Source organism: Bradyrhizobium sp. CCGUVB23, from assembly GCF_024199885.1.
Classification (GTDB): domain Bacteria; phylum Pseudomonadota; class Alphaproteobacteria; order Rhizobiales; family Xanthobacteraceae; genus Bradyrhizobium.
Genome location: NZ_JANADQ010000001.1, coordinates 8,401,978 through 8,418,847, shown reverse-complemented (window position 1 = coordinate 8,418,847; position 16,870 = coordinate 8,401,978). Strand labels below are relative to the sequence as shown.

Sequence of the window (16,870 nt, the reverse complement as noted above, 5' to 3'; positions counted from 1 at the left end):
AGAGACCGCCCGAAGGCGGTCTCACACCCCCCGGATCAAGGGGACCGGATCCGGGAGGGCACCTAGGCGCTTTCGGATACCTGCTCCTCTTGGGCGGGCTCCTCCTCCGTGGAGGGAACGCTGCCCGCGCCTCCCATTCTGCGTTTCACCTGCTCGCATGTCTTGCGGACGTCCTCGGTGAACAGGGCGCATTCTTCGATCCTTTTGAAGATCTTGCGTCCTTCTTCACGGTAGCCCGCGGCCGTTTCGCGCATATACGCGATCGCATCGTGCACCTGAGCCGTCAGCTCTTCGCATTTTCGCGCAGCGCCGATCAACTCGGCCCCCATCGCCTCAATCTCTTTTGCGGCGGATTCATAATCGCGAATGACCGCCTCTGCGCTGAGGGCGCCCACACGCGTGACACCCTCCGTGTGCTCGACATAATCAGGCAATGCAATTGAAGCTAATGAACTTCCGTGACGAACCGAAGCAATGTCCGCCTCAAGTTGAACCAGGTTTACCGAGTCCTTTCTTCGCAATTGTTCAACACTTGCCATGGGTGGGTTCTCCCGATACGCGCCCCGAACAACCCCAACGCTCCCAATGTATTACGGGGGTAACTCGCGTTCTAACGGTATATGCTGTTGACTGCCTCAAGCTTGCCGTATTTTACGACGGCCGGCCGGACACCTGCAGATAATGAAATTAGCAACCACTCAACCTGTCGGCGCAACAAGGCAAAGCTCGTCCGATCCCGTTTGATGCGTGCGCGCGAGCACCGTAAACACATGATCGACCGCGAGCCGAACCGCCGTTTCAATCGTCGCTCCCTTCGCAAGCCCCGCCGCCACGAGCCCCGACAGCAGATCTCCCGTCCCGCACGGCCGGATCGGCAGCCGTCCTGTCGCAAAGCGCGACAGTTTTTCGTCCTGGCAGAGGATCGTCTCCACCTGCCCTGCTTGCGTTTCGACAAGCGTGCAACCGGTAGCGATGACGCCACGCGGGCCCTGCGCCGCGATGGCGGCGCTTGCCGCCAACAAGCTGGATGCATCCTTGACTGCGATCCCTGACAGCAGTTCCAGCTCGAACTGGTTCGGCGTGATGAAGGTCGCGGCTGGCACGAGCCGCTTGCGGATCACATCCAAAATGCCGTCGGCGACGTAGACCTTGCCGTCGTCCCCGATCACGGGATCGCAGAGATAGATAAGGTTTGGATTTCGTCGCAGCGCGCGCTCGACGAAATCGGCGATGGCTTTCGCGTTTGCAGTCGAGCCGAGATAACCGGTGAGAAGGACGCTTGCCCGTTCGATCAGGCCACGCTCCTCGACGCCGAGCAGGAGATCGGCCACGAGCTCCGCGTCCAGCACGCGGCCGCGCAGCGTCGGATAGCGCGGGTGGTTCGACAGCAATGTTGTCGGTACCGCCGCGACATCCACGCCCTCCGCCTGCATGGGATAGACGGCGGCCGAATTGCCGACATGGCCGTGAACGACCTGGCTTTGAATGGAGATGACGAGCATGTGCGCGATTTGACTTCGAGGATGGCTGGAGCGACAGCGATACCCGTCAATTGCTCCACCAAGATGATACCTTTCGCAAGGTCTCAACTCCGTGACCTCATGTGCGAGGCGAAGCATTGTGGCGCTCGAAAAAGGGACTATAGTCCCTCCCCGCTGCCACAACGGACGTGCCGAAGTCCGCTTTGCTTTGAGGCAGCTTGCATGCCGTCGGCAGGCTTGATCCTCGCCCCTGCGGGCGCCTTTTTCAAAAAGCTGATTGTGCGCTCATCACCCCAACGGAGGGAACGATGCCACTGTTCATCACCTACGTCTCCTATTCGAATGCAGGCGTGAAGGGACTCGTCGAGAAGCCGTCTGATCGTTCGGAGGTCGTCAACAAGCTGGTCGAGAAGGCAGGCGGCAAGCTGCTCGGCGCGTTCATGACCACCGGCGCGCATGATGCCGTGATCGTCACCGATATGCCCGACGGCTCCGATGCCATTGCGATCGGCATGGCGGCTGCTGCAAGCGGCGCGGTGTCGAAGATCGAAACGGTCCGCGCCTGGAAAATGGGCGAGTTCAAGTCGGTCGCGGAAAAGGCCTCGCGTCTCGCCGCCGTCTACACGCCGCCGGGCAAATAGGAGCCGGCGATCGCGCGCGATGCTGACGCGTTAGCACAATCTGCACATCGTTATGGCCGGGGCGTGTCCCGGCCAAGACGGTTCGCGCTGCATCGCGCGTTAAGGTTTTGCATTAAGCGAAGTCACAATTCCTCATTTACGCGTGCAACAATTTTCCATTAAGCTCCACGCGACCGGGCAGGACGTTTGAGCTCGTGCCGATTTTGAAAAACCCGGGGCTGGCTTTGCGGTACCTACTTTGATTGGCTCTGCGCTTTATGACTTCAAAGGCCGCCGCTGGGCGGCCTTTTTGTGTCTGAAGCATCGTGATCATGCGAGGCTCAGCGACGGCCGGCTGAGACTCTGAGGGAACTGCATGGAACCCGCGCGTGTCCGCCGGGCCACACTCGCGCTGAAAAGCTCTGCCTTCGCCTTTTACGCCATTGCGCCGCCATATCCTCGCCCGAACAATTGCTGCGTCGCATGCTTGGCTGTTGCAATCGGGTTCCGGCAGGAGCCTTTGGAGGCTGGGATGATGAACGATCAACGCTCTCTCATCGTGGCGGTGTCGTGCCCTGCGGCGGTTCTCGCGGGTTCCTTTGCACTGTGGCTTGCCTCGGCTGCTCCGGCGGCAATCGAGAACAGCAGTGCCAACGTCGCTGCGGACTCTTCCACACCAGCTCTCGCCGCGCACACTGAACTTGCCGACGTCCCGCGTGCTGCGAGCGCGAGCGAGCCCGTCGCCGTGATCGACGTGCCGACGATCGCACTGCCGGCGGTGAGCACGACGACCGACGTGGCACCAGCCACGGCCACACCTGAACCAGTCATCAAGCTTGCATCGTCCGATCCCGTGCAAATGCTGCCGGCGGAAAGCTCGCCGCCGCTCGCAAGTTCAAGCACGCCGGAGACTGTCACCACCACACAGGCGCAAGAGCCGACCGTCAAGCTCGCTTCCGCCGATCCGACGGACGTGCTGCCCGCGGACACGCCGCCGCTCGCCGCAGCGAGCGCGGAGCCCGTCGTGACCGACGCGAAAGCAACTACGCGCGAGGGTCCGGATCCGCTCGAAGTCGCCGACGAGTGCCTCGTCGTCGACGTCTGCATCGACCGCTATCTCTGGGCGCTCTATCAGCGCACGCCCAAGGAGGACTCGATCAAGGAGCAGGAGCGGCGCAGCGTCACGATCAAGCGGCGCGGTAAGATGGTGACGGTGATGAGAACCTTCACCAAGCTCGTTGACGAGGATTTCGCCTGGAAGGATCCGAAGGCCGCCGACAAGGCCGGCATGTCGCTGATGGATTACGTGATCGGCGGTATGGACCGCAGCTTCAAGCTCAAGCTGTTCCACGCGCTTCATGCTGCGCAGGCGGCGGGTCTCGAGCCCGGCATCACCAGCGCCTTCCGCGACGACTATCGTCAGTCGATCGCGAGCGGCCTGAAAGCCGCCTCCAACCGCTCGTATCATGGCGGCAGCACGCGTGGCGGTTATGGCCATGGGCTCGCCGCCGATATCGTGAGCGTCAAGGGTGAGAACCGCGCGCAGCGCTGGGTCTCCACCGAATTGCTGTGGAAGTGGGTCGATGCCAACGGCAAGGCGCTCGGAATCGGGCGGCCCTATCTCGACCACGATCCGCCGCATGTTGGCCCGATCGACGGCCAGGAATACGTCTCCCGCCGCGGCGGCGGCTCGACCTCCAAGCAGGCCGCGGCCGAGGCGAAGCCGCACAAGAAAGTTGCTGCGAGGAAGCTCGCGGCCGCACGCGCAGCCAGGCACACCGCCGCGCGCGATGCGCGAGGGAAACATCCGCAGGCTTCGCGTGCCTCCAAAGTGCGCACGAGCTGAGCGGGTAGCCGCGTAGGGCCGTTTACCTCTGCGGAACCGGCGCTGGCGGCCGCAGAGACGACCGCGGCGCACCGGCCGGCTTCGAGGATTTCGCGGCCGCGCGCGGCTTGCCGGCAGGCGGGCTGTCGACGCTCTCGAGGTAAGCTGCCAGCGCCTTCGCCGAGTCCGCGCTGCTCGCGTAATGGTCCTTCAGGAACCAGTAGAGCGTGAAGCTGAAGCGCCCCTTGGCAAGCCCGCGCGGGCTGCGGTGGCAGCTCGCGCAGCCATCGGCAAACAGTTTTTGCGGCGGCTTGCCCTCGTCGAGATTTTGCGCACGCGCAACGGTCGCGGTCAGCAGGACGGCTGCGGCCACGGCGAACAAGCGCGCGATCAGCCTGCGCCCCGATCGATCAGATGACGTCAAAATTGTCCCCTACCCCAATCGAGCAGCCGGTCAGGCCGCCGGCAACGCCTCGAACTCGGCTGGCGCGTAGGCCTTGCCATCCTGGTCGGTGATCACGACCTGCCAGCCTTCGCTCGCCCACACCCGAGCCTTCGCCACGATCACGAGCCGGCTCTCACGCTCGAACCTATACGTCTCATTGTCGCGTTCTGCGACCATCTTGTAAGCCACAATCGTCCCCATCGCACATCCCCTGCACCCGCTTCTCACGTGCCAGCGGGCTTTGGCGGCAATTCGCCGGGAGCATGGCAATTTGGTGCCGTCCAGAGCATCGTGCAGCCTCGCGACCGCCGCCGCGGCGCGCGAAACCCTCAGGTTATGGATGTCGGGGCGCGCTGGGCGGCGGTCAATGCACGCGAATGATGTGCGGCCGGCCGAGGTCGATCAATCCTTGCACCGCCGAGAGGCGGTCTTCCAATGCTGCAATCGTCACAAGCAAATTATTACGCCGCTCGTCCAAGATGCCTTTTTCGGCGTCGGACAATTTCGTCCGCGTCCGCTGCTGGTCGAGATCGAGAAGCGAACCGCGATAGCCGGCGATCACGCGGGCAAGCTGCTTCGCCTCCTTCGACATCGATTTCATCGCGACATTTTGCCGGCGCGTCTCCGACTGGCCTTGCTGTCTCATCGTCATCCTCCCGTAAGCCCCTTGCCCCGAGTGGACCAGCGAATCATCCGGTGAAGTTGTTACGTTCGATGAAATCTACCTCTGCGTAATTGCCTCAAATTGTGCACGCCGGAAAGAAAAAGCCCGGCTCTTGGCCGGGCTTTCGGTCTATTTAGTGCCGTTCGCGGCCCGGAGGGCCTCCGGCCGGCGCTCCGCCGCCATGCGGCGCGGCGTTGATATGGGGGGCACCGCCACCACCGCCGACATGGGGCGTCGCGGGTGCAGCCGCGCGCGGAGCCGGCATCTGCGCATGCGCGTTCATCGGCGCGCCGTGACTGATATTGGGTTGCGCGACGTGCGGCATCGCGGGACGTGCCGCAGGGGCCGCCGAGACGCGCGGCGCCTCGTGGCCACGTGCGATTTGCGGCTGCGGACGTGCCATCGGCTGCACGCGGGCGGCGGCACGCGCGTTCTCATGGGCAGCGGCGCGCGCATTCTCATGCGTCGCACGCACCTCGTTCTCACGCGTCATCCGCGCCTGTGCATCCGCCGGGCGGCCGCGGATCTCGCGTGCCTGCGATTGCTCGCGCGTCACACGAGCTTGAGACTGCTCGCGCGTTACGCGCCCGGCTTCGCCTGCACGGGTCCGACCTTCGACGCCGATCGCGGCGTCACGCGTCGCGGCACGGCCGATGCGCGCGGCCCGCGGATCAAGCGTCAACCGCGTCACGTCGCGCTCGTGCGAGGTCCAATAGTTCGCCCAGTAGTCGCGGCGGTGATACCAGGGTCGGCCGGCGTAATAGCTCGACCAGTACGAGCTCAGCACGAACGGCACCACGGGAACGTCGATCTCGTCGACATAGTCGGGCAGATAGACGTAGTGGTTGCGGTAGAGATATTCGAGATATTGCGATGACACCCAGCCGCGGTCATCCGACCAGCTCACGTCGCACCAGGCATTGCCTCGCAGGCAGCCGTGAATGTTGACGCGTGCCCCACCGGGAATACGGTCGACCATCGGAAAGCCGGGCCCCGGCCCTGCCCTCAATCCGACGGACGCAGTGACGATGCCAGGCGCCGCAAGCGCGGCGGTCGGCGCGAGCAGCATGGCTGCAGCAAGAACAAGTCTAAGCTTCATGGCGTGATCCTCCTCGTACGAGCAGGAACGTCCGAACGGAACGAGCGTTCCGCGTCATCGCGTCGAACTAGCCAAAAGACCGTTGGCGGACGGGTTCAATATTCATCCGCCGTTCATCACACGCTCTTTGAAGCGTAGACCGGATGGAGCGAAGCGTAATCGGGGTATCGTCCCGCGGGCTCTAATCCCGGATTGCGATTTGCTCCATCCAGGCTACGATTTCCTCGCTCAATTCACCTGCAGCATGAAGTCGTCGAAGAACGCCGCCAGCTCTGCGTAGGCATCGAGCGGCAGCACATGTGCGACGTATTGATCCGGCCGCACCACGACCATGCATCCCGCATTGCGATCGATGCCGCGCATCGCAAAGATGTCGTGACCGCCCTTGAGATCGGGGCAGAACATCTTTTCGTAGTCGCGAAGTCCGTAGCGTCCTTTCGCTGGCAGAAGCAGTGACGGCATCGCACCGATTGCGAGCTCGCGATGATCGTGCTGGAACACCGCGCGCACATCGATCACCGAGTCGATATCCGCATCTCCGGGCGTATAGCGTCGCACCGGCGACTCCCGTCCCTGGCTCAGGAAATTGCAGAGCGCGGCAATTGGGCCCTCGCCCGCCGAGGGGTTGCCCGCACCCGCAAAGGCAAAAATGCGCCAGCGGCCGTCCGCCCTGGCGACGTGGCCGAGGTGAACGGGTTTTGCATCGGCAAGGCGGATGACCGGCCCAGAGTGAAAGCGCTTGCCGATCACGAGACCGCTGGCCAGATGCTGATGTGTGGTGTTGCCGGTGAGAAGGGCCGGCCGATAATGCGTCGCCGTGCCTGCGGTGTAGCGTCCGTGGCGGACAAAATAGTCCTGAGTCTTGGCGGCATCCGCAGCCTTGCCGTCGCCCTTGGCCGAGGCCAGGATCGTCGCCCATTCGCGATCGAACTCGATCAGCTCTTTGGCCACTGCCTGGCGTTCGGCCGAATAGCTGTGCAGAAGGCGCGGCGCGCACTGCTTGCGCAGCACTGCGGCGAGCTTCCAGCCCAGATTGAAAGCGTCCTGCATCGAGACGTTCATGCCTTGCCCCGCCTTCGGGCTGTGCGTGTGGCAGGCGTCGCCGGCGATGAAGACGCGCGGCAGTCGCATCGCGATCTCCGCCTCCGGCACGTCGTCGAACTTGTCTGTCAGGCGCTGACCGATCTCGTAGACCGACCACCAGGCGATTTCCTTCACATCGAGCGTGTAGGGATTCAGAATGCGGCGCGCCTTTGCGATCAAATCGTCGGAGGTGATGTTGCGGCTCGCAACACGCTCGCCAATGTCGAGCGTCGTCAGCTCGACATAGAGGCGGACGAGATAGCCGCCCTCGCGCGGGATGATGATGATGCTGCCGTCATTGGCCGACTGAATCAGCGCCTTGAAACGGATGTCGGGAAAGTCGGTCACCGCGAGCACGTCCATCACGCCCCAGGCGTGGTTGGCGGAATCGCCATGCAGCTCACGGCCGATGGATTTGCGCACGGTGGAGCGCGCACCATCGCAACCGACGACATAGCGCGCCTTCACGGTTTCGATCTCGCCCTGATGGCCGGGATCAACGCGCTCCAGCCTCACCGTCACCGCGCGTTCCTCGAAGCGCGCCGCGGGATCGACATGGAGATCCATCAGACGCCGCGCGTAATGCGGCTCGAGCTTGGCGGGCGACTTGCGCATGACGTCGAGAAAGCCGTCATGCACGCGCGCCTGGTTCAGGATGACATGCGGAAATTCGGACAGCCCGTCCTCGACGTCCTGCACCCGGCCGCTGCGCACGATGTTTGCGCTGTGCTTGTCGTCGGGCTTCCAGAACGTCGTCTCGTTGACCCAATAGGCCTCCTTCAGCACCCGCTCGGCAAAGCCATAGGCGTGGAACATTTCCATGGTGCGGCAGGCAACGCCGTCGGCCTGGCCGACGAGAAGCCGGCCGGGCTTCTGCTCGACGATGCAGGTCTTGACGTCGGGAAACGCGGCGAGCTGCGCCGCGAGCGTGAGGCCGGCCGGACCGCAACCGACGATCAAAACGTCGACCTGGTCCGGAACGGAGCCGGTCGCACCGGAGGCTTGAATGCGCTCTGCGGGGTCGGCGATATCGGGGTCGCCGGGCAAAAATCCATTGAGATGGAACTGCATGAGACCTGCTCCTCCCCTCTTTCGGGCTTGCTGTCGGCGTTAGCCCCTTCTTCAATATTGATCAGTATACTGACCATCAGTATACTCGTCAACACCCCCCTATCCGAGGAGCGCCCGGTGAAAGACAACAACGACATGCCCGGCCATCTGGCCCGTCGCTTTCAGCAGATTGCAGTGGCGGTGTTCCTCGCCGAGGTGGAGGACGCGGGGTTCGATCTCACGCCCGTACAATATGCGGCGCTCGCGACCATCAAGGCCAATCCCGGGCTCGACCAGGTGACGTTGGCAGGCCTGATCGCCTACGACCGCACGACCATCACCGGTGTGATCGATCGCCTCGTGCAGAAGGGCCTCACCGAGCGTCGCGCCAGCAGCCGCGACCGGCGCGCTCGCGAACTCGAGATCACCGACGAAGGACGCAAGACGCTGCGCGCCATCACGCCGGCAGTCGAGGCGGCGCAGCGGATCATGCTGCGCGGCCTGACGGACAAGGAGGCCAATGAATTGACGCGGCTCTTGCGCAAGGCGATCGCCGCGGGCAACGAGCTCAGCCGCGCGCCGCTGCGCGAGGCGCCGACGTGAGCGCGCTCACGTCTTCAGATTCAGCCGGCCCATGAAATCGCGCTTGCCCAGCGGCGCGCCCTTGTGGCGGAGGATGGCATAGGTCGTGGTCGCATGGAAAAAGAAGTTCGGCAGCGAGAACGACATCAGAAAACCCTCCGCGGTGAACGGCAGCGTGCGGTCACCGACCTTGAAGGTGACATCGCGGCCGATCAGAGCATCGACGGCCTCGGGGGTCAGAGCGGAGATCTCGTTGCGTGCTTCGGTCACCAGCGCCTGAAGCGCGGCGTAGTCGAGATCGGGCTTGATGCTAGGCGGGACGAACACCCCGTCCCTCGCCGCTGCGAGCGCGCCGCGCGAATGATGCGCGACCGAAATCACCTGGGCGCGCAGCGGCCACATGTCCGGCGCAAGGCGCGTCTCCACGACCTCGGCCGGATCGATGCCCTTCTCCTTGAAATGGACAAGGCTCTTGTCGAGGAAGCCGCCGACCGCACCCGAAATCTGGAGATAGTTGGCAACCGTTGCGTCGTAGAGCGAAAAGGCCATGGCGTAACTCCCCACTTGGATATCGCGTGCGATAGAGTTCCCGCAAATCCTCGCCGATTGCAACCGGTGCCCAAATTTGTCGCAACGCGGCGAAACCTGGAACTAACTTTCGGCTGCTACCGTCGCCCCCATTCTGCGCTTAACGCGTGCTTAACTTTGCGATCGGGGGCCTTGGATGTTCAGGTTCGTCATGGCGGCCTTAGCCGCACTGCTCTTTTCCGGGCAGGCGCTCGCCAACGGACACGGCTCGGATGCTCCGCCGCCGCCAAAGCCCGACGCCACGACCGCGCCTGCGCGCGTGATCCTGACCAAGCAAGGGCCAAAGCTGGTCGATCTCAAGGGTATGACCCTTTATTACTATGAGCGTGACACCAGCGGCAAGACGTCGAATTGCGACGGCAAATGCACCCAGAGCTGGACGCCGCTGTCAGCGCCCACCGACGCCAAGGCGGTCGGCGACTTCACCGTGATCACCCGCAATGACGGCAGCAAGATGTGGGCCTACCGCTATCGCCCGCTCTATACGTCTCCCGCCGACAAGGAGCCCGGCGACACCAATGGCAACGCCACGACATTGCAATGGCGGATTGCCCGGCCCGACGAATAGCAGGACCGCTCGAATCTCAGTGCCTCAGGCTGCTCGCGACCTTTACATGCGCCACGGAATCGACGGCGGCGTAGTTCACCTCCGGATTCCAATGCAGCGCCGCGTACAGGATCATTCCCGCGAGGATTGAGGCGTAGAAGCCGACACTGGCCCACCGCCATTTTCGCGCAATGCGGCGGTCGTCATCTTTCAATTGATGAAAGAATTTCTGCATGGTGCCTCCCATGGCAGCCAGCCCGTGAGGCATCGCGCGCATGCAGCAAATCCGCTGTGCGGCAGTTCACGTTTTGCAGTTCCATAGCGCCACGCGCAGAGGTGATTTCGCCTCTGCGGTTATTCGCTACCCGCGCAAGCCATCTGCCGCCCCGAACTGCGCTGTCCGTCCCGGCGGCAGCACCACCACGGTCGACCCCATCTTCACCCGGTCGTAGAGATCGATCACATCCTCATTGCGCATCCGGATGCAGCCGGACGAGATCGCCTGGCCGATATATTCAGGCTGGTTGGTGCCGTGGATGCGGTAGAGCGTGTCCTTGTTTCCGGCGTAGAGGTAAAGCGCCCGCGCGCCGAGCGGATTGGCTGCGCCACCGGGAACGCGCGAAGGATAAGGCCCCAGCCTCTCCTGGATCTCCGGCGTCGGGATCCAGTCCGGCCACGCGGCCATTTTGCCAACCCGCGCCACCCCGGAGAATGCCATCGCTTCCTCGCCGACGGCGACGCCGTAGCGGATCGCCTTTCCGTCCGGCAGGACGTAGTAGAGATAGCGCGCGTCGGTATCGACCAGGATCGTGCCCGGCTGCTCCTTGCGCGAATAGTCGACGATGTGGCGGAGATATTGTTCGGGCACGCTCGCCTGCGCGTAGGGCGTATGCGCCAGCAACTGCCGGTCGCGCGGCGTCATGCTCGCGTTGTTGGACGGCGACAGTGTCGCCTGCATGCAACCGCCCAGTGGCAGCAACGCGGCTACCAGTATTGCGATAGAGGATTTTTGCACAGCCTGCCCCAGGTTGCGCCCCCAACCATAGACATCTGCTGCCCAAATCGTGCTGAAAAAATGGCAGCACCGCGGGAAAATTGACAAGTGTACGGGAGCGAGGGTTCCGCCGGCATGTCCGGCAAGGGGCGGCCCCACACTCTCCTTCCCGGCGCCTTGCTTTCGTCAAACCCGGCTGGACTCGTGCGCACTGGGGGCGGAGGACCGACTGATCTCGTTCAATCGGCTCGCGCAAATGCGGACGACCAAGGTTTAAGGAGCCTCGATGCTCGCGACGCTGAACAGCAAGCAAATCGTCGATGAAATCGTCAAGGACACGGCGAAGGATAACGATCCGCACGACGCGCTCGATATTGCACCCGAGATCGTCCTCGCCTCGCGCCCGGACAAGGCCGCGCCCACGCTCGTGCCTGACAGCGCACTACGTCCGGAGCCGAAGATCAATCTGGTGACGGAGGCTCCCGCTGCGGCGCCGTCGGTCGACACCGCAGTTCGCGCAGCGGCCGGCGACATCAGACGCAAGCGCTCGTCGGTCGGCAGATGGCTCAGGGGCGCGTTCGTCACCCTGCTGTTCGCCGCAGGCAGCGCCGCCGCCACCGTCGCCTGGCAGACTCACGGTGATACCGCGAAAGCGATGGTCGCTGCATGGATGCCGGCCCTGGTCGCTTCGCCGTCGCAGGCAACGCCGCCGGTGACGGAGCAGCCTGCGTCAACCGAGCAGCAAGCCACCACGGCTGATCAACCCGCCGAGCAACCGGCAACTCCGGTTCAGGCGCAGGACAACAGCAACACGAGCGCACCGGCGACCGCGTCCGACGCGCCGCAGTCGCTCCAGTCGATGACGCGCGATCTCGCCGCGATGACGCAGCAGATCGAGCAGCTCAAGGCCAACATCGCCGAACTGAAAGCAAGCCAGGAGCAGATGGCACGCGAGATCGCGAAGGCCTCCGCACCGCCGAGACCGGCTGAGGCCAGGATTGCCGATCCACGCGCGAAGCTCTCTGCTCTGCCGCCGCGGCCGCCCGCGCCGCCTGTGCGCAAACCCAGGCCCGTGGCCGCCGCCCCGGCCTATGCACCGACTTACGCGCCGGCGCCGATCGCACCTCCGCCGCAAGCTGCTGCCGTTCCGCCGCCGCCACCGCCTGCTTCCGCTTCGCAGCTCGCTGATGACGACGGACCTGTGGTGCGCCCGCCGATGCCGGTGCACTAGTCTCAGGCTCGTGAACCCTTCGGCGGCACAGCGAGACCAAGGCAGAGGACCGGTTCGCTCACCGACCGGACATGCGCCTCGGGCTGACCACCATGCTGACGATCAGACGCTTCATTTCGAATCTATCGCTGGCGGCAACCCCGCTGGTCATTCTGTTCGCGATCGTCGGACTGTTTGCGCTGATCGGACTGGCAAGCTGGATCATTTCAGCGATCGCAGGGCCGCAGGCCGCGGACAACTTCGTCGCCAACGTCATGACGCTGTTCGGCATGCTGGTGCTGTTCGCACCGCTTGCGATTATGATCTACGCGCTCGTCTCGCTCGTGCGCTGGCTCACGCGAAGCAGAGGTGACGCTGTCTGAGTCGTCGTGAGACATTGAGTCCGGGCGACTACGGTAGCGGGGATTTGTGCTTGTGCACGGAAAGAGAAAAGGCCGTCGGGATCTATGCCGCCGGCCTTCTCTTGCAACTGCCGGTTCCCGGAGCCCGGTTCTGCTGCAATTTCATGCCGCGAGCATGACGCGCGCATACTTAATAAAATCTTAATGACCTCGCGCGCTGCACATGATTTTTGCGTCATACGCACAGAGATTACGCGGACGCTTCGTTCGGAAGATGTCGACTCAGTGGTATCATCTTCGATGTGAGACTTGTCGCAGAGCTTGAGAATTCAGGACTTGAGTAGCCAAGACTTGGGGACCTCAGATGCCTTACTACTCTTTCGATCTCGTCGTTGGTGAAGAGTTCAAGAACCAGGGCGGCATTATCCTCGAAGACCTCGAGGTCGCCTCCGATCGCGCTGAACAACTGGCCAACGAGTTGTCGCAGGTGAATCCTGATCTTCAGCACAGGGGCTGCGCCGTGCGCGTCACCGACCGCGATCACAACGAGGTCTATCGGACGCCGCTCGATCCCGTTCCGAGCTGGCAACGGTCCGGTTAACTCGTCACGCACCGCCATCCCGAATTTGCTATCGCACGACGGGGCGGCATTCCTCGTGTGTGGCGTCCTGACCTGACGGCCCGCACCAGCGCGCGCGATCTTCCACCCCCATTGCGCAGCGGGACGCCGGACGCTAGCCTCCCAAAAAAACGGGAGGACATTGGAATGCGCTATGGTTGGTTGATCGCGGGCTTGATGCTGATTGCTGCACCCGCCCAGGCCACGCCGCGGTCGGTTTATGTGACGATGGTCCTGCAGGCCTTCGCCGCCAAGGTCGAATGCCCGGGCACCGATCTCGTCTACCAGGACCTGGTGAAGCGTGCGCAGGACATGCAGCTACCCGACGGCACGACCGAAAAGGTGCGCAAGGCCATCGCCTTCATGCACACCGGCGGCAAGATGGGCGAGAAGCAGGACGATGACCTCATGGCCGAGGTTGCGGTCGCAACCCAATCGACCGATCTCGACCAGCGTCGGCTCGGGATGAGCGGCTGGTGCGAAGCCCAGAAGACCAACCTCGCCGGGCTCATTCACGCCAAATGACGGTCCCGCAGCCCATCCTGCGCCCCCGGTGAACCTCAGCTCCCTCCTTCGCGTCCAACCCCTCAAGCTCAGGAAAACGCGAGAGGGGCCATGCCTCGGGGACATACGCATTGGAAGCGCTGGACGGCGGCGCTTGCGGCGCTCATCGCCGCAACATTGCCCGCCTGCGCGGCGACGGCGGACAAGCCCGTTGCGGGGCAGCAGGTGCGCTTTCCGCGAGGCGCCTGGAGCGCCGTGCCCCAGGTCGGGCCGGACGGCAAGGTGAGGCAATGCGTGCTGGTCGCGCCGAGGCAGCGCATCGAGGCGGGCGGCAAGGTCGATACCCGCTTCGTGCTCAACATCAGCCGCGGCTCGGGCTTCGTGATCTCGATGATGGATGACGGAATGCCCACCGAGCAGGTGCTGGACGACCAGGCCGAGATCGTGATCGATAATCGCGGCTTTCCGGCGGTCGGCTTCCCGGTCGGCCCCGTATTCGCGCTCCATCCCGGCGATACCGACGGCGCGCTCACGGCGCTTGGCAAAGCCAACGCCGTGACACTGCGCTCGCAAGGCGCCGGTGTCGATTCCGGCGCGATCGCGCTCAACCTGCCTGCGGACGCGCTTGCCTGGCTGAAGCTGTGCAGCAAGACCTTCGATATCGCAATCGACAGGCCGACCGATCCCAACACGCCGGAGATACCCGCGCCGCGGGCGCGCTCGCCGAAGATCGCCGTGATGCAGCCGACGCCGGCCGGCCCGCCCGGCATCGAGGACAAGCGGAAGATCGAGGGCTGGGACGCCTCCGAGCTCCGCAACCGCGACGGCGCGATCATCATCTGCCTCATCCGCCGTCACTATGTCGGCGGCACGGACACGCCATCGCGCCGCCTCGGAACTTTCCTGATGGTGAGCCGCGCGAAGGGCCTGACCATGATGCTGAAGGATTCCAAGCTCAACCTGCCAGAAGGCCAGGCCATCGAGGCGACGCTGAAGGTCGGCAACGCGCCGTTCGGCGACTTCTCCGCGCAGGTCCAGGGCCCCGACGAGATCGGCATCTTCCCGCAGCACGGCGCCGCGCTTGCGGCGGCGATCGAGAAGGACTCGAGCCTTATTGTCAGGGCCAAGATGGTCGAGGACAGTTACGGATTCTCGGTGCAGCCCGGCATCATCGGCTGGCTGCGCGCCTGCGCCCGCCGCAACGACATCGCCATCGAGCCCGCGGGACACTGAGGCGTTCGTGCGCAAACGTTAGCCATGCCGCGATGGACCCGGTGGCATTGGCCAACAATCGTCACAATCCTCGCAAGCATGCAGGCGGCTTCGTCAAGGAGACCCCAAAATGCGGATTGCCCACATTCTGCTTGCAGGTGTGCTCGCAGGCGCGTTGACCGCGCCCGTGCTCGCCAGGAATTCCAATAACCAGCCCGCTGAAGACAAATCGGCAACGTCAACGTGCAGCGCCTATCAGCAGGCGCCGGACGGTTCGTGGACACAGCTTGCCTGCAAGGAGACCGGCGAGCGCAACAACCAGGCGCAGACGCAGCACAAGCCGCCGGCGCCGGGCACTGAACCGGACGCGCACTAGAGCATGATCCGGAAACATGATCCGGAAAAGTGTGAAACGGTTTTCCGAAAAGATCATGCTCAAACAAAAAACCTAAAGCGCGATGAGCGCTTGAGGCCGCCGCCGCGTCAGCTCAGCTATGGTGCGGGCCTTTCATGATCTTCATGGCGTCCTCGATGTGGCGCCACTCCTTCGCCTCCTCGGCCTCGCCGCGGCTCTCGCAGGCCTGCGCCTGCTGGGCGGCCTGAGCAATCGCAGCAAAGCCGTGCTTCTCGAGCATCTGACGCGCGATGGTATGGACCTGGACCTCGGACATCATGGGCGCTCTCCCGGTTGACGCATCGCAGCCGCGGCGTAGACGCCGCCACGACCTCTAACAAACGGCCGAGCGTAAGCCGGGTTCCCGCGCGTCACATCACGTCGGCAGGCCCGGGAATTTGAAGGGCTCGGCCTTGCGAACGCAACAAAGGCAGCCCGCTGTCGCCAGCGGACTGCCTTTTCATCCACCCCAAGTTAGACGACCCCGCCGGGCCCCTACCCGACCGCCACCCGCTTGCGCTCGACATCGTTGGGCACCTCGATGTCGACCTCGAGCGTCGAGACTTCGTCCCCGCGCTCCAGCCGCACGATCACCTTGGTCGGGTCGAGCTTGACGTGTTTCGAGACGACGGCGAGGATTTCCTCACGCAGCACGCTCAGCAGATCGGGCTGGCCGCGCAGCCCGCGTTCATGCGCAAGCAGGATCTGCAACCGCTCGCGCGCGACCGGAGCGGTGGCCTTGTTGCCGCGGAGAAGCCGGAGCAGACCCATGCTCATGCTGCCCTCCGTCGCAGGAGGCGATCCATGAAGCCTTTTTTCTCGGCAGGCACTGTCATCCGAATGCTTTCGCCGCACAACCGCTTCGCCGCGTCCATGTAGGCCCGCGCTGGCGCGCCGTCCGCATTGGACAGCGTCACGGGCGTACCGACGTTGGAGGCCTTCAGCACGTCCTGGCTCTCCGGGATGATGCCGAGCAGCGGCGTTGCGAGTATCTCGAGGATGTCGTCGATGTTCAGCATCTCGCCGCGCGATGCACGCGAGGAATCGTAGCGCGTGATCAGGACGTGCTTTTCGACGCGCTCGCCCTTCTCGGCCCGCACCGTCTTGGAGTCGAGCATGCCGATGATGCGGTCGGAGTCGCGCACCGAGGAGACCTCCGGGTTTGTGACGATCACGGCCTCATCGGCAAAGCGCATCGCCATGGATGCGCCGCGCTCGATTCCGGCGGGGCTGTCGCAGATCACCCAGTCGAACCGGCTGCGCAGATCGGCGATGACGGCGCGAACGCCCTCCTCGGTCAACGCGTCCTTGTCGCGGGTTTGCGATGCCGGCAGCAGCCAGAGGTTCTCCAGCCGCTTGTCGCGGATCAGGGCCTGCGGGAGCTTTGCAACCCCCTGCACCACGTTGATGAGGTCGAACACCACGCGCCGCTCGGCGCCCATCACGAGGTCAAGGTTGCGCAAGCCAACGTCGAAATCGACCACCACGACCTTGTCGCCGCGCTGCGCCAGCGCCGCCCCCAAGGCTGCGGTCGTCGTGGTCTTGCCGACCCCGCCCTTGCCTGATGTCACGACCAGTACCTTACTCATCT

At 63.9% G+C, this 16,870-nt stretch carries 23 protein-coding genes; 10 read left to right on the top strand and 13 right to left on the bottom strand.

The genetic code is table 11. The features are described 5' to 3' along the window. Positions 1-62 precede the first annotated feature (62 nt). A complete protein-coding gene (locus tag NLN62_RS39265) occupies positions 63-539 on the bottom strand; it encodes a hypothetical protein (protein WP_254112262.1) in 477 nt (158 codons plus the stop codon). A 159-nt stretch (positions 540-698) separates the two neighbouring features. After that, on the bottom strand, positions 699-1,502 hold the full coding sequence (gene pdxY, locus NLN62_RS39260) for a pyridoxal kinase (protein WP_254112261.1): 804 nt from the start codon (positions 1,500-1,502) through the stop codon (positions 699-701). Positions 1,503-1,789: 287 nt separating this feature from the next. Here pdxY and NLN62_RS39255 point away from each other — a divergent pair, with 287 nt between their 5' ends. After that, positions 1,790-2,122, top strand: coding sequence for a GYD domain-containing protein (locus NLN62_RS39255; protein WP_027526791.1), 333 nt, complete (start codon positions 1,790-1,792; stop codon positions 2,120-2,122). Between the two features lie 514 nt (positions 2,123-2,636). Beyond that, complete coding sequence (locus NLN62_RS39250; RefSeq protein ID WP_254112260.1) at positions 2,637-3,947, top strand: hypothetical protein; 1,311 nt, start codon at positions 2,637-2,639, stop codon at positions 3,945-3,947. A gap of 22 nt (positions 3,948-3,969) precedes the next feature. Here the strand turns inward: NLN62_RS39250 and NLN62_RS39245 are convergent, their stop codons facing one another. The 5 genes from NLN62_RS39245 to NLN62_RS39225 all read right to left on the bottom strand — a co-directional run bounded on the left by NLN62_RS39245 (position 3,970) and on the right by NLN62_RS39225 (position 8,288). Continuing rightward, positions 3,970-4,350 carry a hypothetical protein gene (locus tag NLN62_RS39245; protein WP_027526789.1) on the bottom strand — a complete coding sequence of 127 codons (381 nt, stop codon included), beginning with the start codon at positions 4,348-4,350 and terminating at the stop codon, positions 3,970-3,972. 30 nt (positions 4,351-4,380) lie between these two features. After that, on the bottom strand, positions 4,381-4,572 hold the full coding sequence (locus tag NLN62_RS39240; protein ID WP_156944707.1) for a hypothetical protein: 192 nt from the start codon (positions 4,570-4,572) through the stop codon (positions 4,381-4,383). A gap of 163 nt (positions 4,573-4,735) precedes the next feature. Next, a complete protein-coding gene (locus tag NLN62_RS39235; RefSeq protein ID WP_027526787.1) occupies positions 4,736-5,023 on the bottom strand; it encodes a hypothetical protein in 288 nt (95 codons plus the stop codon). Positions 5,024-5,168: 145 nt separating this feature from the next. After that, a complete protein-coding gene (locus NLN62_RS39230; RefSeq protein WP_254112259.1) occupies positions 5,169-6,134 on the bottom strand; it encodes an SH3 domain-containing protein in 966 nt (321 codons plus the stop codon). Between the two features lie 228 nt (positions 6,135-6,362). Then, positions 6,363-8,288, bottom strand: coding sequence for an FAD-binding monooxygenase (locus NLN62_RS39225; protein ID WP_254112258.1), 1,926 nt, complete (start codon positions 8,286-8,288; stop codon positions 6,363-6,365). Positions 8,289-8,405: 117 nt separating this feature from the next. Here NLN62_RS39225 and NLN62_RS39220 point away from each other — a divergent pair, with 117 nt between their 5' ends. Continuing rightward, complete coding sequence (locus NLN62_RS39220; protein ID WP_027526784.1) at positions 8,406-8,870, top strand: MarR family winged helix-turn-helix transcriptional regulator; 465 nt, start codon at positions 8,406-8,408, stop codon at positions 8,868-8,870. 6 nt (positions 8,871-8,876) lie between these two features. On the opposite strand, the gene NLN62_RS39215 is transcribed toward NLN62_RS39220, so the two are convergent. Beyond that, positions 8,877-9,398: a DUF1993 family protein gene (locus NLN62_RS39215; protein ID WP_254112257.1), complete on the bottom strand. Its 522-nt coding sequence runs from the start codon at positions 9,396-9,398 to the stop codon at positions 8,877-8,879. Positions 9,399-9,573: 175 nt separating this feature from the next. On the opposite strand from NLN62_RS39215, the gene NLN62_RS39210 reads away from it, so the two are divergent. Continuing rightward, complete coding sequence (locus tag NLN62_RS39210; protein WP_027526782.1) at positions 9,574-10,005, top strand: hypothetical protein; 432 nt, start codon at positions 9,574-9,576, stop codon at positions 10,003-10,005. 16 nt (positions 10,006-10,021) lie between these two features. Here NLN62_RS39210 and NLN62_RS39205 read toward each other — a convergent pair whose 3' ends face one another. After that, positions 10,022-10,219: a hypothetical protein gene (locus NLN62_RS39205; protein ID WP_198031888.1), complete on the bottom strand. Its 198-nt coding sequence runs from the start codon at positions 10,217-10,219 to the stop codon at positions 10,022-10,024. 126 nt (positions 10,220-10,345) lie between these two features. Further along, complete coding sequence (locus NLN62_RS39200; protein WP_198031887.1) at positions 10,346-10,942, bottom strand: L,D-transpeptidase; 597 nt, start codon at positions 10,940-10,942, stop codon at positions 10,346-10,348. 322 nt (positions 10,943-11,264) lie between these two features. Here NLN62_RS39200 and NLN62_RS39195 point away from each other — a divergent pair, with 322 nt between their 5' ends. The 6 genes from NLN62_RS39195 (at position 11,265) to NLN62_RS39170 (ending at position 15,261) form a co-directional block, all read left to right on the top strand. Beyond that, positions 11,265-12,209: a hypothetical protein gene (locus tag NLN62_RS39195; protein ID WP_027526779.1), complete on the top strand. Its 945-nt coding sequence runs from the start codon at positions 11,265-11,267 to the stop codon at positions 12,207-12,209. 92 nt (positions 12,210-12,301) lie between these two features. After that, on the top strand, positions 12,302-12,571 hold the full coding sequence (locus NLN62_RS39190; RefSeq protein WP_156944705.1) for a hypothetical protein: 270 nt from the start codon (positions 12,302-12,304) through the stop codon (positions 12,569-12,571). Between the two features lie 343 nt (positions 12,572-12,914). Further along, on the top strand, positions 12,915-13,151 hold the full coding sequence (locus NLN62_RS39185) for a hypothetical protein (RefSeq protein ID WP_027526777.1): 237 nt from the start codon (positions 12,915-12,917) through the stop codon (positions 13,149-13,151). Between the two features lie 165 nt (positions 13,152-13,316). Beyond that, positions 13,317-13,694, top strand: a complete 378-nt coding sequence (locus NLN62_RS39180) for a hypothetical protein (RefSeq protein WP_027526776.1) — start codon at positions 13,317-13,319, stop codon at positions 13,692-13,694. A 90-nt stretch (positions 13,695-13,784) separates the two neighbouring features. Beyond that, a complete protein-coding gene (locus tag NLN62_RS39175; RefSeq protein WP_254112256.1) occupies positions 13,785-14,906 on the top strand; it encodes a hypothetical protein in 1,122 nt (373 codons plus the stop codon). A 109-nt stretch (positions 14,907-15,015) separates the two neighbouring features. Continuing rightward, positions 15,016-15,261: a hypothetical protein gene (locus NLN62_RS39170; protein ID WP_254112255.1), complete on the top strand. Its 246-nt coding sequence runs from the start codon at positions 15,016-15,018 to the stop codon at positions 15,259-15,261. A 112-nt stretch (positions 15,262-15,373) separates the two neighbouring features. On the opposite strand, the gene NLN62_RS39165 is transcribed toward NLN62_RS39170, so the two are convergent. From NLN62_RS39165 to minD, 3 genes are all read right to left on the bottom strand, one after another. Continuing rightward, positions 15,374-15,559, bottom strand: coding sequence for a hypothetical protein (locus NLN62_RS39165; protein WP_027526773.1), 186 nt, complete (start codon positions 15,557-15,559; stop codon positions 15,374-15,376). 215 nt (positions 15,560-15,774) lie between these two features. Next, positions 15,775-16,056: a cell division topological specificity factor MinE gene (gene minE / locus NLN62_RS39160; protein ID WP_027526772.1), complete on the bottom strand. Its 282-nt coding sequence runs from the start codon at positions 16,054-16,056 to the stop codon at positions 15,775-15,777. Further along, positions 16,053-16,868 (bottom strand): septum site-determining protein MinD, encoded by an 816-nt coding sequence (gene minD, locus NLN62_RS39155; RefSeq protein WP_027526771.1) that lies wholly within the window; start codon positions 16,866-16,868, stop codon positions 16,053-16,055. Before minD ends, minE begins: the two co-directional genes overlap by 4 nt. Positions 16,869-16,870 lie beyond the last annotated feature (2 nt).

What these genes read in the sequence shown, in the direction of transcription:
- NLN62_RS39265 (WP_254112262.1), bottom strand. Translation starts at nt 539, where the DNA reads ATGGCAAGTGTTGAACAATTGCGAAGAAAGGACTCGGTAAACCTGGTT.
- pdxY (WP_254112261.1), bottom strand. Translation starts at nt 1,502, where the DNA reads ATGCTCGTCATCTCCATTCAAAGCCAGGTCGTTCACGGCCATGTCGGC.
- NLN62_RS39255 (WP_027526791.1), top strand. Translation starts at nt 1,790, where the DNA reads ATGCCACTGTTCATCACCTACGTCTCCTATTCGAATGCAGGCGTGAAG.
- NLN62_RS39250 (WP_254112260.1), top strand. Translation starts at nt 2,637, where the DNA reads ATGAACGATCAACGCTCTCTCATCGTGGCGGTGTCGTGCCCTGCGGCG.
- NLN62_RS39240 (WP_156944707.1), bottom strand. Translation starts at nt 4,572, where the DNA reads ATGGGGACGATTGTGGCTTACAAGATGGTCGCAGAACGCGACAATGAG.
- NLN62_RS39235 (WP_027526787.1), bottom strand. Translation starts at nt 5,023, where the DNA reads ATGACGATGAGACAGCAAGGCCAGTCGGAGACGCGCCGGCAAAATGTC.
- NLN62_RS39230 (WP_254112259.1), bottom strand. Translation starts at nt 6,134, where the DNA reads ATGAAGCTTAGACTTGTTCTTGCTGCAGCCATGCTGCTCGCGCCGACC.
- NLN62_RS39225 (WP_254112258.1), bottom strand. Translation starts at nt 8,288, where the DNA reads ATGCAGTTCCATCTCAATGGATTTTTGCCCGGCGACCCCGATATCGCC.
- NLN62_RS39215 (WP_254112257.1), bottom strand. Translation starts at nt 9,398, where the DNA reads ATGGCCTTTTCGCTCTACGACGCAACGGTTGCCAACTATCTCCAGATT.
- NLN62_RS39210 (WP_027526782.1), top strand. Translation starts at nt 9,574, where the DNA reads ATGTTCAGGTTCGTCATGGCGGCCTTAGCCGCACTGCTCTTTTCCGGG.
- NLN62_RS39205 (WP_198031888.1), bottom strand. Translation starts at nt 10,219, where the DNA reads ATGCAGAAATTCTTTCATCAATTGAAAGATGACGACCGCCGCATTGCG.
- NLN62_RS39200 (WP_198031887.1), bottom strand. Translation starts at nt 10,942, where the DNA reads ATGCAGGCGACACTGTCGCCGTCCAACAACGCGAGCATGACGCCGCGC.
- NLN62_RS39195 (WP_027526779.1), top strand. Translation starts at nt 11,265, where the DNA reads ATGCTCGCGACGCTGAACAGCAAGCAAATCGTCGATGAAATCGTCAAG.
- NLN62_RS39190 (WP_156944705.1), top strand. Translation starts at nt 12,302, where the DNA reads ATGCTGACGATCAGACGCTTCATTTCGAATCTATCGCTGGCGGCAACC.
- NLN62_RS39185 (WP_027526777.1), top strand. Translation starts at nt 12,915, where the DNA reads ATGCCTTACTACTCTTTCGATCTCGTCGTTGGTGAAGAGTTCAAGAAC.
- NLN62_RS39180 (WP_027526776.1), top strand. Translation starts at nt 13,317, where the DNA reads ATGCGCTATGGTTGGTTGATCGCGGGCTTGATGCTGATTGCTGCACCC.
- NLN62_RS39175 (WP_254112256.1), top strand. Translation starts at nt 13,785, where the DNA reads ATGCCTCGGGGACATACGCATTGGAAGCGCTGGACGGCGGCGCTTGCG.
- NLN62_RS39170 (WP_254112255.1), top strand. Translation starts at nt 15,016, where the DNA reads ATGCGGATTGCCCACATTCTGCTTGCAGGTGTGCTCGCAGGCGCGTTG.
- NLN62_RS39165 (WP_027526773.1), bottom strand. Translation starts at nt 15,559, where the DNA reads ATGATGTCCGAGGTCCAGGTCCATACCATCGCGCGTCAGATGCTCGAG.
- minE (WP_027526772.1), bottom strand. Translation starts at nt 16,056, where the DNA reads ATGAGCATGGGTCTGCTCCGGCTTCTCCGCGGCAACAAGGCCACCGCT.
- minD (WP_027526771.1), bottom strand. Translation starts at nt 16,868, where the DNA reads ATGAGTAAGGTACTGGTCGTGACATCAGGCAAGGGCGGGGTCGGCAAG.